General features: G+C 44.7%; 19 protein-coding genes. 9 read left to right on the top strand and 10 right to left on the bottom strand.

Annotated elements, in window-relative coordinates; all coding sequences use genetic code 11:
- Positions 1 to 33: 33 nt before the first annotated feature.
- Positions 34 to 279, bottom strand: a complete 246-nt coding sequence (locus tag AC4E8B_RS12130) for a YkuS family protein (protein ID WP_490219319.1) — start codon at positions 277 to 279, stop codon at positions 34 to 36.
- A gap of 104 nt (positions 280 to 383) precedes the next feature.
- Between AC4E8B_RS12130 and AC4E8B_RS12125 the strand changes: the two genes are divergently transcribed.
- Positions 384 to 521 (top strand): YuzL family protein, encoded by a 138-nt coding sequence (locus AC4E8B_RS12125; RefSeq protein ID WP_490219317.1) that lies wholly within the window; start codon positions 384 to 386, stop codon positions 519 to 521.
- A 147-nt stretch (positions 522 to 668) separates the two neighbouring features.
- Here the strand turns inward: AC4E8B_RS12125 and AC4E8B_RS12120 are convergent, their stop codons facing one another.
- Positions 669 to 2,288: an ABC-F family ATP-binding cassette domain-containing protein gene (locus tag AC4E8B_RS12120; protein ID WP_490219315.1), complete on the bottom strand. Its 1,620-nt coding sequence runs from the start codon at positions 2,286 to 2,288 to the stop codon at positions 669 to 671.
- 306 nt (positions 2,289 to 2,594) lie between these two features.
- On the opposite strand from AC4E8B_RS12120, the gene AC4E8B_RS12115 reads away from it, so the two are divergent.
- Complete coding sequence (locus AC4E8B_RS12115; RefSeq protein WP_009793811.1) at positions 2,595 to 2,729, top strand: hypothetical protein; 135 nt, start codon at positions 2,595 to 2,597, stop codon at positions 2,727 to 2,729.
- Positions 2,730 to 2,912: 183 nt separating this feature from the next.
- On the opposite strand, the gene AC4E8B_RS12110 is transcribed toward AC4E8B_RS12115, so the two are convergent.
- The 3 genes from AC4E8B_RS12110 to AC4E8B_RS12100 form a co-directional block, all read right to left on the bottom strand.
- Positions 2,913 to 3,512: an SCO family protein gene (locus tag AC4E8B_RS12110; protein ID WP_490219313.1), complete on the bottom strand. Its 600-nt coding sequence runs from the start codon at positions 3,510 to 3,512 to the stop codon at positions 2,913 to 2,915.
- A 215-nt stretch (positions 3,513 to 3,727) separates the two neighbouring features.
- Complete coding sequence (locus AC4E8B_RS12105; protein WP_490219311.1) at positions 3,728 to 5,212, bottom strand: aldehyde dehydrogenase family protein; 1,485 nt, start codon at positions 5,210 to 5,212, stop codon at positions 3,728 to 3,730.
- A gap of 820 nt (positions 5,213 to 6,032) precedes the next feature.
- On the bottom strand, positions 6,033 to 7,250 hold the full coding sequence (locus tag AC4E8B_RS12100; RefSeq protein WP_490219309.1) for a NupC/NupG family nucleoside CNT transporter: 1,218 nt from the start codon (positions 7,248 to 7,250) through the stop codon (positions 6,033 to 6,035).
- Positions 7,251 to 7,532: 282 nt separating this feature from the next.
- Here AC4E8B_RS12100 and AC4E8B_RS12095 point away from each other — a divergent pair, with 282 nt between their 5' ends.
- The 4 genes from AC4E8B_RS12095 to AC4E8B_RS12080 all read left to right on the top strand — a co-directional run bounded on the left by AC4E8B_RS12095 (position 7,533) and on the right by AC4E8B_RS12080 (position 9,122).
- On the top strand, positions 7,533 to 8,186 hold the full coding sequence (locus tag AC4E8B_RS12095; protein ID WP_490219307.1) for a phospholipid phosphatase: 654 nt from the start codon (positions 7,533 to 7,535) through the stop codon (positions 8,184 to 8,186).
- 160 nt (positions 8,187 to 8,346) lie between these two features.
- Complete coding sequence (locus AC4E8B_RS12090; RefSeq protein ID WP_490219305.1) at positions 8,347 to 8,619, top strand: hypothetical protein; 273 nt, start codon at positions 8,347 to 8,349, stop codon at positions 8,617 to 8,619.
- 94 nt (positions 8,620 to 8,713) lie between these two features.
- Complete coding sequence (locus AC4E8B_RS12085; protein WP_490219303.1) at positions 8,714 to 8,815, top strand: YjcZ family sporulation protein; 102 nt, start codon at positions 8,714 to 8,716, stop codon at positions 8,813 to 8,815.
- 148 nt (positions 8,816 to 8,963) lie between these two features.
- Positions 8,964 to 9,122, top strand: a complete 159-nt coding sequence (locus tag AC4E8B_RS12080) for a hypothetical protein (RefSeq protein WP_490219301.1) — start codon at positions 8,964 to 8,966, stop codon at positions 9,120 to 9,122.
- A gap of 39 nt (positions 9,123 to 9,161) precedes the next feature.
- Here the strand turns inward: AC4E8B_RS12080 and AC4E8B_RS12075 are convergent, their stop codons facing one another.
- Both AC4E8B_RS12075 and AC4E8B_RS12070 read right to left on the bottom strand, forming a co-directional pair.
- Entirely contained in the window at positions 9,162 to 10,223 is a 1,062-nt protein-coding gene (locus tag AC4E8B_RS12075) for a class I SAM-dependent methyltransferase (protein ID WP_490219299.1), read from the bottom strand.
- Between the two features lie 84 nt (positions 10,224 to 10,307).
- Positions 10,308 to 11,540, bottom strand: a complete 1,233-nt coding sequence (locus AC4E8B_RS12070) for an MFS transporter (RefSeq protein WP_490219297.1) — start codon at positions 11,538 to 11,540, stop codon at positions 10,308 to 10,310.
- Positions 11,541 to 11,835: 295 nt separating this feature from the next.
- Between AC4E8B_RS12070 and AC4E8B_RS12065 the strand changes: the two genes are divergently transcribed.
- A complete protein-coding gene (locus AC4E8B_RS12065; protein WP_490219295.1) occupies positions 11,836 to 12,669 on the top strand; it encodes a manganese catalase in 834 nt (277 codons plus the stop codon).
- Positions 12,670 to 12,868: 199 nt separating this feature from the next.
- On the opposite strand, the gene AC4E8B_RS12060 is transcribed toward AC4E8B_RS12065, so the two are convergent.
- Positions 12,869 to 13,003, bottom strand: a complete 135-nt coding sequence (locus tag AC4E8B_RS12060; protein WP_490219294.1) for a hypothetical protein — start codon at positions 13,001 to 13,003, stop codon at positions 12,869 to 12,871.
- 47 nt (positions 13,004 to 13,050) lie between these two features.
- Between AC4E8B_RS12060 and AC4E8B_RS12055 the strand changes: the two genes are divergently transcribed.
- On the top strand, positions 13,051 to 13,269 hold the full coding sequence (locus AC4E8B_RS12055) for a cold-inducible protein YdjO-related protein (protein WP_490219292.1): 219 nt from the start codon (positions 13,051 to 13,053) through the stop codon (positions 13,267 to 13,269).
- A gap of 236 nt (positions 13,270 to 13,505) precedes the next feature.
- On the opposite strand, the gene AC4E8B_RS12050 is transcribed toward AC4E8B_RS12055, so the two are convergent.
- Both AC4E8B_RS12050 and AC4E8B_RS12045 read right to left on the bottom strand, forming a co-directional pair.
- Entirely contained in the window at positions 13,506 to 13,742 is a 237-nt protein-coding gene (locus AC4E8B_RS12050; RefSeq protein WP_490219291.1) for a transcriptional regulator SplA domain-containing protein, read from the bottom strand.
- 14 nt (positions 13,743 to 13,756) lie between these two features.
- Positions 13,757 to 13,948: a hypothetical protein gene (locus AC4E8B_RS12045; protein ID WP_490219289.1), complete on the bottom strand. Its 192-nt coding sequence runs from the start codon at positions 13,946 to 13,948 to the stop codon at positions 13,757 to 13,759.
- A gap of 150 nt (positions 13,949 to 14,098) precedes the next feature.
- Between AC4E8B_RS12045 and AC4E8B_RS12040 the strand changes: the two genes are divergently transcribed.
- Entirely contained in the window at positions 14,099 to 15,346 is a 1,248-nt protein-coding gene (locus tag AC4E8B_RS12040; RefSeq protein ID WP_490219287.1) for an erythromycin esterase family protein, read from the top strand.
- Positions 15,347 to 15,375 lie beyond the last annotated feature (29 nt).

Raw genomic sequence — 15,375 nt, 5'->3', positions numbered from 1 at the left:
GACTAAAGAGTCTTCTTTAGTCTTCTGCGCCAATTACTGAAGCCTTGATTCTACCTGCTGGCAAACTTCATCCGCCGATAACCCGTTTGCCTCGATGACTGAAGATTGAGTGAATGTATCCTGCATCCCCATTACATTGGAGTCCAGTCCTGTCACTACACAGCAGGAGCAATTTTGGACATCCTCCTGTGTTTTCATGTCCACTACATCATAGCCTTTCGCGCGAAGTGCTTCTTGGATATTGGTAAGAGATTGTTCTACCGCAATACGTTTCGCCATAACTAACACCTCCTCTGAAAGTTATGATGCCTGAAAAAAGGACGTCTTATTCCTATGAATGAGATCAGGCTTGAGAGCTAAAATTAATTAACGGAGGTGTTAAGATGGCTAAACATAAAAAAGATCCTTCAAAAACCGGATTAAGCTCGCCTGATGTTGAAGGACAGGGGACGACCCGCAGCGAAACAGGCGGTTTCAAAGCTGATTCTGCAAGAAAAAAATCTAAAAAACAGGATGTCTGACATCCAAAGAGCAAAAGCGCAGGCATCCTGATCCTAAAGGAAACTGCTGATGGACTGAATCAAGAATGTAAGATCCGCAGAATTTACAATTTTTCACTTTCTCAACAATTGAAAAACCAGGAAAGCCAAAGCTTTCCTGGTTCATTTTTATTTATACATTTCCGCAACCTGTTTTTGCAGATCTGCGTTTTCCAGGTATTCGTCATAAGTCATCTGCTTATCAACAATGCCGTTCGGAGTAATTTCAATGATGCGATTGGCAATGGTCTCAATGAACTGGTGGTCATGAGATGCGAAGATCATGGACCCTTTGTAGCTTGTCAGGCCGTTATTCAAAGCAGTGATGGACTCAAGGTCTAAATGGTTTGTCGGCTCATCAAGAAGGAGAACGTTCGCACCGCTGAGCATCATCTTGGAAAGCATGCAGCGGACTTTTTCCCCACCGGAAAGCACACTTGCTTTTTTGAGCACTTCTTCCCCGGAGAACAGCATTCTGCCAAGGAATCCGCGCAGGAAGCTTTCACTCTCATCTTGCGGTGAGAATTGGCGCAGCCAGTCAACAAGGGTAAGATCGCTGTTTTCAAAATACTGTGAGTTATCCTTCGGGAAATATGCCTGGGAAGTCGTAATGCCCCATTTAAATGAACCGCTGTCAGGTTCCATTTCGCCGGTAAGTATTTTGAACAATGTCGTTTTCGCAATTTCGTCTGTACCGACAAGGGCGATCTTATCATCTTTATTCATGATAAAGCTGACATTATCGAGCACCTTGACACCGTCAATCGTCTTGCTGATAGCCTCGACCCTAAGGAGATCGTTTCCGATTTCTCGTTCAGGTGTGAATCCAACATAAGGGTACCGGCGCGATGATGGCCTGATATCATCAAGCGAGATTTTATCGAGCAATTTTTTCCGGGAAGTTGCCTGTTTGGATTTTGAAGCATTTGCGCTGAAACGGGCAATGAAGCTTTGCAGCTCTTTAATTTTTTCTTCTTTTTTCTTATTTGCATCAGATGCCATCCTGGAAGCCAGCTGGCTCGATTCATACCAGAAATCATAGTTCCCGACATAAACCTGGATTTTTCCGAAATCAAGATCGGCAATATGCGTACATACTTTATTGAGGAAATGCCTGTCATGGGAAACAACAATGACAGTGTTTTCGAAGTTGATCAGGAACTCCTCAAGCCAGCGGATCGCCTTGATATCCAAATGGTTCGTAGGCTCATCGAGCAGCAGGACATCGGGCTTGCCAAATAGGGCCTGTGCAAGCAGGACCTTCACTTTATCTGATCCTGTAAGATCTTCCATCTTCTTATTATGGAGCTCATCGCCAATGCCAAGGCCTTTAAGTAGGATGGCTGCTTCAGACTCAGCTTCCCAGCCGTTCAGTTCAGCAAATTCGCCTTCCAGTTCAGCTGCCTTCATGCCGTCTTCATCCGTGAAATCAGCTTTCATATAGATGGCGTCTTTATCCTGCATGACCTGGTACAAGCGGGCATGACCCATGATCACCGTTGTCAGGACTTCGTGCTCCTCGTATTCATAATGGTTCTGCTTTAATACGGCGAGGCGTTCGTCCGGGCCAAGGGATACATTTCCCGTCTGGGACTCGATTTCTCCAGAGAGGATTTTCAGGAATGTCGACTTCCCGGCACCATTGGCGCCGATAAGACCATAGCAGTTCCCGGGATTGAATTTAATATTAACATCTTCGAACAGCTTCCTATCGCCGTAACGAAGACCTACATTGCTGACAGTTATCATATAGGTTTGATTCCTCCAAAAAAAACAATATCGTAAGAATTATAACACTTCCAGCGTCCAAGAGCGAATCTTTCCGACAGGGGCAAAAGAAAGAAAATGGAGAAAAAAGAAGAAAGGCAAGAGGAAAAAGTTTCAGCTGAGAAGAAATGGGAATAGATAGAGTAATCAGCTGACTCAGAATGCTTTACAATTTTATAAATTAAAATTATCAAAAATTATTCACATTTAATTTGTCTATTGTCATAGTTTTTTCATATTTTTCATGTAAAATGAAAACATACAGGCAAAACAAAGGAGTTTTTTGACATGGCTAAAAAGCAGCTCGTCGATTTAGTTAACCGTTTGAAAAAATCCGGCATCAAAATAAGCTTTACTAAGCCAAAATCTGACTACCTGCTGCACATTAACCAGGCCGGAAAGATATCTTCCTCCACGAACTGAGACATCAGTGTTACAGGAGACAGGCACATATACAGCTGTCTCCTGTTGTGCAGCCTGATCGCATGAAAACCAACATCTTAAACATGCGAATGAATATACATACATAAGGCTGATCTGCTCACCGGCAGTCAGCCTTTTTCATACTAAAAAAAACCGGCCGGTAATTACAAGAGACCGCTGATTTTAAAGCGCCTTCATGATTTTCTCATATACTTCTTTTCTATTAAAACTTTCTCCCATAGGAAACTTTTTAATATATTTATTGTTTTGATCCAGGAGATAAACATAAGTGCTGTGAACATAAAAGCCATCACCGGGGTCCCGGTACTGAAACTGAAAGGCATTGGCCAGTTCCTTTATTTCCTGCTGGTCTTCTTTAAGGCTGTCTTGATTTCCGGTCAGGAATATCCAGCTGCCGTCTTTTTTTATATCGAACGTGTCCATATATTTACGCAGTACTTCTGGTGTGTCACGATAGGGATCAATGGTGACAGTCAGGAATTTAACTTTACTCCCAAAAACTTTTTCTTTTTCGAGGTCGCTTCTGAGCATATTCATTTTTAGCGTTGTGGTAGGACAGATATCAGGACAATGGGTATAAATAAATTCAACTAATGTTAAGCTTTGCCCGCTCTTGCTGAAATCATAATCTTCTTCATTTTCGGTAACAAGTGATATATCTTCCGGTATTGATGCTGAATGATCTCTGATTACAAAAAAACCAATTCCGGCGGCAATTCCGGCAAAGATGACGAAGCTGCTGATCCAATAAAGTTTCTTCATTTCGTTCCCTCCCATTTAAGCATAGGGAAGAGAAGGAAAAAATGAAATGGATATTATGTGAAATTTGATAAGCCATGCAAAAATTCCTCGAACAGTTTCGGCTGCGAAGAAGGGAGGAGAGCCCCAGCTGTTAACACGATGTAAGATTTGATAGTCTGCTTGCAGTATGCCAACGAAAAAAGGAGCCTGGCCAGGCTCCTCCAATGACGTGTGTATCAGTTCATCCCGATCCAGACGCTCTTTACTTCTGTATAGTTATTCAATGCATAAGATCCCATTTCCCTGCCCATGCCGGACTGCTTATAGCCGCCAAATGGGGAGGCTGCGTCAAATGCGTTATAGCAGTTGACCCATACCGTTCCTGCCCTGAGCTGACTGGCGATATAGTGGGCTTTGGAGACATCCTTTGTCCAGACGCCGGCAGCCAGGCCGTACTCGCTGTTGTTAGCCCTGGCAATCAGTTCATCCAGGTCTTCATAAGGCATTGCCGAGATGACAGGCCCGAAAATTTCTTCTTTGGCAATTGTCATTTCATCGCGTACATCGGCAAAGATAGTAGGGGAGACAAAGTAGCCTTCCTCATACGGCTTATTTCCTCCCACAAGCAGTTCAGCTCCTTCGCTGACTCCTTTTTCAATATATCCCAATACCCTGTTCTGCTGTTCCGTTGAAACGAGAGGCCCGATCTGCGTATCAGCATGAAGGCCTGCACCCTGTTTGATCTTCTTGGCATGATCAACCATGTCCGACACAACATTGTCAAACTGCTTTTTCTGGATAAATACACGCGATCCTGCACAGCAGACTTGGCCCTGATTGAACATGACACCATTTAACGCGCCAGGGATGGCTTTTGTCATGTCCGCATCAGGAAGGATAATATTCGGCGATTTCCCGCCAAGTTCCAGCGTGACACGCTTCAGCGTCTTAGAAGCCCTCTGCATGATCATTTTTCCGACCTCTGTAGAACCGGTGAATGCTATCTTATCGACCAGAGGGTGATCGACCAGCGGCTGGCCGGCTGTTTCACCAAAGCCAGGGACGATATTTACGACTCCTTCCGGAAAGCCTGCTTCCTGGATCAGTTCGGCCAGGTACAGGGCGGAGAGGGGAGTCTGCTCTGCCGGCTTGAGGACAACCGTACATCCTGTTGCGAGTGCGGCCCCAAGTTTCCACATGGCCATGAGGAGAGGGAAGTTCCAAGGGATGATCTGGCCGACCACTCCTACAGCCTCGTGGCGTGTATAGTTAAAGAAAGGACCGTTTACCGGAATTGTCTGTCCGACAATTTTTGTCGTCCAGCCCGCATAATAGCGCATGTGCTCAACAGCAAGCGGGATATCAGCTGCAGAAGTTTCCCTTATAGGCTTTCCATTGTCAAGGGTTTCAAGCTGGGCCAGCTCTTCCTTGTTTTCTTCCATAAGATCTGCGAGTTTATACATAAGCCTGCTTCTTTTGGCACTGCCCATCTTGGACCATTTTCCTTCATCAAATGCCTTTCTTGCAGCGAGCACGGCTCTATCAATATCTTCTGGACCTGCTTCATACAGGGTCGCCAGCACTTCACCTGTGGCAGGGTTATAGCTTTCAAATGTTTTCTGAGAGGCGCTTTCCACGAATTCTCCATTAATGAAAAGCTTTTTCTTTCCGGCCAGGAACTTTTCTACTTTTTCCTTCAAATTAATTGTTAATTGGGTCATTGTAAATCCTCCCTGAAATTAATTTATGTAGCCTAAAGCATATCTTGATAGCGCTTCCATAAACTATGTTAGCATTTACGCAATCTATTATTCAAATAAAAAGAGAACAAATTTTCAGAAAGTTTTCGACATTATTCTTTAAGATGGGGGATAATGTTCTTTTTACCGCCACAGGGCGAACTAGGGAGCCTCTATATAGGGCTGGACAGCCGGGACCAGTATATTGTGGAAATCAAGGGGGAGAAAAAGGAAATACATTTTAAAAGGCTAAAGCTTTATATATTTTAAAAACAGGAAGGCTTATCCTAATTTGAGTGAAGCCTTAAAATAAGCGGAGATTTTCCGGGTAGGCTGCTGAATGTGGCCCAGGTGGGTGTTTATAAGCGGAGAAATTCCGGTTAAGAGGAGCAAAGTTGCTCATTTTCCTGTTTTTTGAGTCGGTAGTCGGAATTTCTCCGTCTATTTAAGCTATTTTTAGAGTTTTTTTGAAATTAGGGGGGATTTCTCCGCTAATTTTTCAACTTGTCACCGATTCACTCATTCAGAAGAAAAGAATTGCTCCTAGATAGCTTTTCCTGTATGACCCAACAAGCAGCTTACTGAACAGACGGGAGCTCTAATGGTATAAGAAATACAGTCGTTCCAACATAGGAATGGCTGTTTTTTACACGTATGAAATTGACGGGAATGCATTTGGATTCTGGCAAGCACGAGCAGCACTTGCCTCCTCAATGCGTATTTTATCACCTTTGGATGTCTATGCAAAAAAAGCCATAAATAAAGAAAGGAAAGAAGCGGACAGCTTCTTTCCTTTTACATTTTACAATAACATTCCTGCGATTGCTGCGCTTAATAATGAAGCCAGCGCACCGGCTATTACAGCTTTGAATCCGAGTCTTGCAATGTCGCCCCTGCGGTCTGGAGCAAGATTGCCAAGGCCGCCAAGAAGGATGGCCATTGATGAAATATTTGCAAAGCCGCAAAGGGCAAAGCTGATTATTGCAGAAGTCTTTTCAGACAGGTTGCCGATTTCCGGTGCAAAAGAAGAATATGCCACAAATTCATTCAGAACAAGCTTTTGGCCGATATATCCTCCGGCCTGGACTGCTTCAGACCACGGCACACCGACTGCAAACGCGATTGGCGAGAATACATACCCTAGAATCATTTCAAGTGTCAGATTATCAGCGCCAAACCAAGCGCCGACGAAGCCGATCAATCCATTGATCATAGCTACCAGCGCAATGAACGCCAACAGCATGGCACCGATATTCAATGCAAGCTGAAGGCCGACACTGGCGCCTTTGGCGGCCGCATCTACAACATTGACTGACTCTGTATCTTTTTCAATAGTAATCTCTTTATCTGTCTGTGATTGTTCTGTTTCAGGAATCATAATTTTTGCCATTACCAAGCCTGCTGGAGCAGCCATAAAGCTGGCAGCAAGAAGATATTCCAGAGGCACGCCCAGCAGGGAGTAGCCAATGAGGACAGAACCGGCAACTGAAGCAAGTCCGCCAGTCATGACAGCAAACAATTCCGACCTTGTCATTTTGCTGATGAATGGACGGACAATGAGCGGAGCTTCTGTTTGTCCCACAAATATATTAGCTGCTGCAGAAATCGATTCTGCCTTGCTCGTCCCAAGCAGCTTGGAAAGGCCCCCGCCGATAATCTTGATAACCCACTGCATGACGCCAATGTAATAAAGAACTGAAATTAAAGAAGAAAAGAATATAACAGTCGGCAGAACCTGGAAGGCAAAAACCATACCTATATTCGTTCCATCGGCAAACAGGCCGCCAAACAGGAAGTTGATTCCTTCGTTCGCATAGCCTACGATATTGTTCACTTTTTCAGTGAGCAGCTCGAGCGCTTTTTTCCCCGCATTCCATTTTAGAACGGCAAAAGCAAAGATAAGCTGTATGGCAAGTCCGCCCGCAATCGTCCTCAGGCTGATTGCCTTTCTGTTTGACGATAATAGAAGAGCAATGCCCAGGACAGCAGCAATCCCAAATAGTCCCCAAAGTAAATTCATCAGTTCCACCCCTTAAAAAACTAATAGTAATTTTAAATCAAGATAAATCTTTTTCAATGTCTTCCAAATGTTGTATGAGAACAGACGTCAGACATCTAACTGATTTCCCTGTTCATTTTAACATGAATCCGTTTACAGCACCGTTTTTTATTTAATTGAATTGTTTAGAAAATTGATACATATTTTTATCTTTTTCCTTAACGTCTACGGCTGACATTCCTCAATGATTAGCACATGCAGGTTCAGGGAAACAGAAGAAAAAAACATAGGGGTGTGATTAGGGTGGATCCTTATTTTTTTGGTATTTATGCACTGCTATACACAGTGCTGCTGGCATGGGGTATCTTGCTTCTGGTGAAAAAGGGAAAGACCTCTTATGGAGATATGCTGCTTATTGTCATTGCCGGGCTGATTTATGATAATAGCATCCTGGCGGCAGGACAGTTGGCCGGGAAATCAGAAATGCTACTGTACCTCAATAGAATGAGATATATTTTACATGCTGCTGCAACGCCGCTGCTAATCCTTTTTGGCTGGTATGCTGCAAAAGAAGCTGGCACAAGAACACTAAATAAAAAGATAACCCTGGCGGCTGCATGGCTTTTGACCGTTCTATTTATGCTCATTGAGTTCTTTGCGATCCGGAATCTGCAGCTTGAGGCAGTTACTGAATATGGGGTCCTGAAATATGCACCTTTGCATTCTCACGGTCCGCCTGTGATGGTGATCGGCGTATCCGTGCTTCTCTTAATTTCCGGTGCCATTGTCTGGAAAAAAACAGACTGGTACTGGATGTTTGCCGGAATTGCCATGATGACTGCCGGCAGCGCCATTCCTTTTGATCCAGGCAGTGCTGCTGTCACCAATCTGTTTGAGCTGATCCTGATTGTCAGCCTGCTGTTGACAAAAAAATATTTGGACAGGAAGTCAAACTGATGGATGCGGGGCAGCAAATTTGCCCCGTTTTTTTGTCTCCCCATTTTTTAATCTGTACAGCTTGCACTTAATTCCGCATTTGCCCCCGGACGATTGTCCATTATCTGACAGGCGCATATGCATATGATGATAACGGACAAAATATCGGAGGTGATTTGAAATGTCAGGTGGCTATTATAATCAGTGCAGAGGCGGCATGGGCCGAATGGTGCGCATCCGGACTGTGCATGGGAGAGAACATGTGGGTGTTATAGAACGTGTTACACCATCGAAGGTTTTTATCAGACCTGCAGGAGGCAGGAACTACGGCGGGCATGGATATGGAGAATATGATGGTTTTGCTTACCCGTACGGCTGGGGCTGGGGAGGCTTTGGTATCGGCATTGCATTCGGAGCTATTGCGGCCTTAGCTTTTGTTCCATTTCTATGGTAAAAGCTCAAATCAGCATAAAGATATGATTAGCCCATTCAAAACAGCTATCCTTCTCATACAATACCCTAGGTCTTGCATAAAGGGGGTGCAATAAATGAGTGGAGGAGCTGGATACGGCGGCGGATTTGCCCTTATCGTCGTGCTTTTCATCCTTTTGATTATCGTTGGAGCTGCTTATGTTGGAGGAGGATACTAATTTTCCCTTCATATAAGAGCAAAAAGGAATCTGTTTCTAAACAGATTCCTTTTTATTTTGTGAAACAATCTTCTGACGAAGAAATGCGGATGAATCAAACCACTGGATAAGATAAAGAATAATTATAACCAAAAGGAGGGATTTTGAAATGCCAAAAGAGGCGCAGGATGATATGTCACAATATAAGATGCCGGATGCTCTAAAGAAAAAACGCGATTCTTCCTATCAAGTCGGCTATACAGCGACTACAGGCAATCAGACTGGCGGGGAACCTGAAGTTGGAAAGAGGGCAGACTACAAGAACTAAAATGGACCAGGCTGCTGAATGCAGCTTGATCCATTCCATTTATCTTGCCCTTGCAACAATGCCGTTGTGCACCTTGATATAGCCATGCTGAAGAATTTCCAGTCCGTTTTCATACATATACAGCCCCATTTGTTCCACAGTCATGAGCTCCCTATACGTATGGTTCATGATATCGGCCATAATTTCATAATAAAGCTTTGAACGGAGCTGCGCCCTTGGGGTTGTCATGATAATATAACCGGAAGGCTTCACAAATTTCCGGTGCCAGTCGATCACTTCAGGCTTCATTTTATCAGGGAAATGCTCCAGCAGGCCCACACTCAAGACAATGTCAAATTCCTTTCCATAAGGCAGGTTCCTGATGTCTTCTACAACATAATCAATCTGGAAATCATTTTTGTAAAAAGCTCTCCTGCCGCCTGTATGTTTATTGTGGCCAAGGAAGGGATAAGATTCCGGAAATTCTTCAAAACGCGCATCCCTGCAGAAAGGATCGTAATCGACCAATACTGCTTCGCCGCCTGGATACATGGCAGACAGCTGCATAGCTTCATAACCTTCTGCAGCACCCAAAAACAGAATGCGGGGCTTCTCAAGGTCCAGATTGGCAAAAAGGCCTCTTTTTCCGCGCGGATCCCAAATCCCATCCTGTATCCTGTGTACATAGTTCCATAGTGACAGCCTAACAAGCTCCCCCAAGGCTGTTTTCGCTGCCTGTGGCTTTATCATGCCTGCATTTTTCAAAAAATCTTTTTTGGCCCTGTCCATTTCGGAGGGCACATCCTTAACAAACCACTGATGGAAGGAACGGTTGAACATTTCCCACGATGTATGGACCGGCAGTTCCTTTTTATGCCCCTTTTCCCAGTCATGTTTTTCTTTTGCAAACGATGATACTTCATAAGGCTTCCCGATATCTTTCCATGAGAGCATGGACCAGTCACTGACTGTATTCATTTTAATATATTTACCAGCCTGCTTTTCCGAGTATTCGCGCAATTCCCTCCTGTAAGAAGGAAGGAGGGATGTTTCCTCCGGAATTCCATCTACTGCCATTTCAGTTCCGAGCAATAATACCACCTCTTTCGCATGCGTTATCATAAGTATTCAACACTGTAAATCTCAATCCCTCTAACGGGTATGAATTAACGGGCTGATAGATGAAAAGAGCAGGATCACCTGCTCTTAAAGCGCTGTGGCCATCTTTCTTCTTTTCATTGTTGATGCTGCAAAGAGGAAGGAAAGCGCCGCAGCAAACCGGACCGCTGAAGTGATGCCCATAGCCGGCAGCATACCAAAGTGATCAAGAAGGTAAACACCGAATTGCGGGGCGATGAACCCGGCTAAGGCTAATAAAAAATTATAATTGGCAATATAGGTTGTACGATTTTTTTCCGGAGAAGCATTCAGAAGCTGATTGAACAGCAGCAAGTTTGTTCCCGCAACAAAAAGTCCGATCCAGAGGTTGATCAGCGTCAGGTAGACGAGATCGGCTGATGCGATTGTAAGCAGCGGAGCAGTGGCCATGCCGGATGCAGCAATGAACAGAACAAAGTTATTCCCTTTCCGGTCTGCCGCTTTTGCCCACCATTTAATGCTGGCAATCTGAGCCAGCTGGTTAGTAACTGAAAACAGAGAAAGCCACAGGGCCGTAGCTCCCGCTTCTTTTATTTGATAAATGCTGAATATCGACCATGCCATCTGGGCACCAAAATTGAACAAAAGACCGCAGAAAACAAATGCAACAAAAGGCCGGTGCTTGAAAACCGCTGCAGACAGTTTTTTTGTTTTCAGTCCCTCAGCTTCAACCGGCCTATCTACAGCAGCCCGGCTTTCTTTATGCTTAAGAAGATAATAAACCTCCAGCAGCGCGAACAGGAAGCCTGCCACAAACAGCATTTGATAAGGAAAAGGGGAACTCTGGTCAAACTGCTGAAGGAAAAAACCTGTACTGAACGTTATTAACATTGCAGCAATAGTGTTATAGCGATTCCGGCTGCTGAAGAATTCACCGCGCCTTTTTTCAGGGACCAGGTCTCCGATCATAGACTGCCAGGAGAGTCCGGAAACAGCTCCGGGGAAATTAAGCAGACCAATAAGCCCAACAAGGAACCAGGGCGCATATTCCTTTGGCAGGAACGGTACAAATAAGATCAGCATAAAAAGGAATCTTGTCGCGAATGTAGAAACAACTGCCACCTTTTTTTTGCTAGAAGAACGGTTGATCCAGATTGCTCCAGGGATGATAGCCAGAAGTCCAATGATAGAAGGAAGGGAGCTTATCAGGCCCATCTGCTGATTTGTTGCTCCAAGCACACTGATGGCCAAGAGCGGTATATAGCCGTTTACCGCATTGGCAGATATAGTAGAAGCCAGGCCATTATAAATGCTCAGCTTTTCATTTTGTGTATATTTCAATTCTTAATCTCCCTTTTACTTTTTCTTTGCCGAAATGGATTGTATGCTTTCGCTTCTCAAAAAACAATACATTTGGCATAAAAAGGGTAGAAGGAGGGACCTTCTCAATAGAGAACATAGACCTAAAGAAGGTCTTTTGTATTGGGTCTTAAGAGTCAGGTTTATTTGGTATATTTTTACTTATACGGAAATATTTTTTACTATTCCTCTTGAGTTTAGGGTGCTGGTACATGGGTACTAATTTTAGGAAGGCTTATCCAGCCAAACTAAATATCACCTGTCGAGGAGGAATTTTATGTTTTATCATGTAAAAGAATTGCAGTTTGAAGCAAGGCCGGAACGTCCGGATCCTTTGTTTGCCAAGAAGCTTCAGGAGCTGATCGGCGGACAGTATGGTGAAATGACCGTTGCCATGCAATATTTATTCCAGGGATGGGCAACGCGCGGGAATGAAAAGTACCGGGACCTGCTTTTAGATATAGGAACGGAAGAAATCGGACATGTTGAAATGCTGGCGACAATGGTTGCCCGCCTGCTCGATAATGCACCTGTCAAGGACCAGGAAGATGCAGCAAAAGATCCTGTCATTGGGGCAGTGCTCGGAGGGATGAATCCGCAGCATGCGATTGTAAGCGGACTTGGTGCACGCCCTAGCGATAGCGTCGGCAACCCATGGATGGGAAGCTATACAATTGCGAGCGGCAACCTTCTTGCTGATTTCAGGGCAAACCTCAATGCTGAATCACAGGGCCGTCTGCAGGCAGTGAGACTATATGAAATGTCCGATGACGCCGGGGTGAAGGATTTGCTTTCAACACTCATCGCAAGGGATTCATACCATCAGAATCAATGGATGGCAGCCATAGCTGAACTGGAGGAAAAAGAAGGGATCATTGCTCCGAGCACATTCCCTCGCGAGCTTGAGAAAAAGGACATTGCCTATAAGCTCTATAATCTTTCCGAAGGCCAGGAAAGCGGCGCAGGACGCTGGGCAAGCGGCCCGGCTCTTGATGGCCAGGGAACTTATGAATATGTAGCTGATCCTAAGCCAAATGCAGAGAAGCCTTTCCTGAACCCTGCACCGAAAAGCCTTCATAATACTCTGCCTGAAGACCTGAAAAATGAATAATTGAGAATCAAATGTCCCGGAGCTTCTTGCTCCGGGTTTTTCCTGCTGCGGGGAAAATAAAAAAGGCAGCAGGAAGTAAATAGGATGCACGAAATTTACATTCTCAGCCACAGAACATACCGTCTTACTCCCTTAGCCAAAATGCCTGCATATGGCCTTGGGAGCTAGATTGAAAGCAAACAGCCGCTTGTCGCGGCTGTTATTTATTCTTGCTTTGATGCCTTTCTGCCAGCAGCCTTTTTACTTCGTTGTACGAAAGTCCAGAGTCTGCATTTTTCTTCTTTACTTCCTCAATATCAGTTCCTGCAGCAGTATATCTTTTTTCTGACTTCAATTAAAATCCCCCCGGGTCATTTTTTTTACAGGTTAAAAAGGAAGAACATGCACATACTAGAAAAAAAGGAGGCGATTCCTATTTTTTTCAACAAGAGAGCACAAGAAGAAAAGCCTGAAGATATTTTGATGGATACTGAAGTATACTCCTGCGCCGGGGATTCCTGCAATGGCTGGATGAGAAAGAATTTCGCATCTGACGACCTATTATGCCCCCTTTGCGGAACAGGCATGACTGCTGAAATAAGAGAGCTCCCAAAGATTTGATGCTGCACGCTTAATGCGAAGAAGCCTGGACCTCGCCAGGCTTCTTTTTTTGTCTGCAGGACTCGGCATACTTAGCCTGCGTTCCTGTTTTGAACAGCCGCCTCCGCTTTTCTATTTGTCCAGCTCCAAAGCCTAGACCCTCGAGTCATAAGTCACTTAGGAATTGAAGGCAAAGAACGCCTTCTATTCCTAAGCGCCTTATGCCTGTCGGGTCTGAACAAGGCTTTTCCGCTTTTCTATTCATAATGTTCTTCAAATGCTTTTTCTGCGGCGGCTTGTGAGGTGAACAGGGCGTCGTCGTCTTCGATTACGTGAAAGGTTTCGTTTAGGAATAGAGCAAAAGCGTTTGGATCTTTTGGGTGCTGGACAATTTCTGCGGCCCGGATATTTGAAACGGTAGGGGTATGGGGATTGTTATATATAACGAAAACCTCGTCCCCGGTTTTCACTTCTCTAGGGTTAATCATATCCATATTGTCATTCTCCTTTATAAGTTCTCGTTTTGCTGGCCGATTTCGCCTGCAGCAATGATGCTATTCGCTGTTTCCTGTGATTCATGCTCATTGACGGAGTCTCCGGGCGTAATTCTGTCATTGATCCCGCGGGCATCGGTGTCTATCTTCATTTCTGGCTCAGAAGGTGCAAAACTTTTAGGGTCTTCATTTTTTTTCTCCTGCAATGATTGTACCTCCTTTTTTCCAGCTCTCTCTTTTAAAGTTTTTCCTGATGTATCTCCACTATTCATTACGACCAAATTAAAGCATGGGCTTTAGGGTGTGTGCAGCCGGGAAATACGCATTACAGATAGAAAAAACAAAGGAGGAACCTAATGTTCAATAAAAACGCAGAAAAAATGATTTCAGATATCCAGGCGCACAGCATAAGGATCGATGATTTCAATAACTTAGATGCAGCAGCAAAAGCTGCCGGCAGTTCCCAATTCGTCCTGCTGGGGGAAGCTTCCCACGGAACATCCGAATTTTATACCTGGAGGGCAGAGCTGACAAAAAAGCTTATTGAACAATATGGATTCAAGGCTGTCTGTGTAGAGGGGGACTGGCCATCATGCTTTGAAATCAACAGCTATATTAAGTCCTATAACCAGCGTCTGCCTCAAGATGTATTGAATGCAGCATTCAGCAGATGGCCGGAGTGGATGTGGGCCAATCAGGAGGTCCAGGATTTCATCGTGTGGCTCAGGAATTATAATGAACAGGAAGAAGATATGATCGGCTTTTACGGATTGGATGTTTACAGCTTGTGGGAATCCATGGAGGAAATCATCAAACATTTGGAAAAAGGCAGCTTCCTTGAAGCTGAGGCTGCCAAAAAGGCTTTTTCCTGTTTTGAGCCTTATTACAGAAATCCTGAGGATTATGCTGTGTCTTCTGGCTTTTACGGAAAGTCGTGCGAGGAAGAAGTGATGGCACTGCTGCTTAATATCCGGAGAAACATGACGAAATATCCTCCCCAAAATGAAACGGCTCTCAATCTTTCAGTCAACAGCCTTGTGGCGCTTCATGCGGAAAACTATTACCGCTCGATGGTGAAAGGGGGAGCTGAAGACTGGAACATAAGGGACAGGCATATGGTCAGCGCAATGGAGGAGATCATCAAATTTTATGGTGAGGATACAAAGATAGTCGTCTGGGAGCACAACACGCATATTGGTGATGCGAGAGCGACTGATATGGAACAGCATGGCATGACGAATGTTGGCCAGATCCTAAGGGAAAGGTATGATGGCAAAGTATTCGCGCTCGGCCTCGGAACTTATGAAGGGACAGTGATTGCCGGCCGCAGCTGGGGGGAGAGAAGGGAAGTCATGTTTGTTCCTCCTGCAGCAGAAGGGAGCTGGGAGGATTTGCTTCACCGGGCAGGTGCATATAATAAGCTCTTACTCTTCAACAGCGAAAATGGCGGCCTTTTTCAAGAAACGATTGGACACAGAGCGATTGGGGTCGTGTATAATCCGGAGTTTGAACTTAATGGAAACTATGTTCCTACACAGATTTCAGGCCGGTATGACGGATTCCTCTTTATAGACAATACAGTTGCACTGAAGCCGCTGAAATAAGAAAGGTGAGCCTGAATCAGGCTCACCTT

The sequence above is a fragment of the Bacillus sp. SRL543 genome (assembly GCF_984799205.1).
Note: the sequence above shows the minus strand (reverse complement) of the source record. Positions and strands in the feature narration are given on the sequence as shown.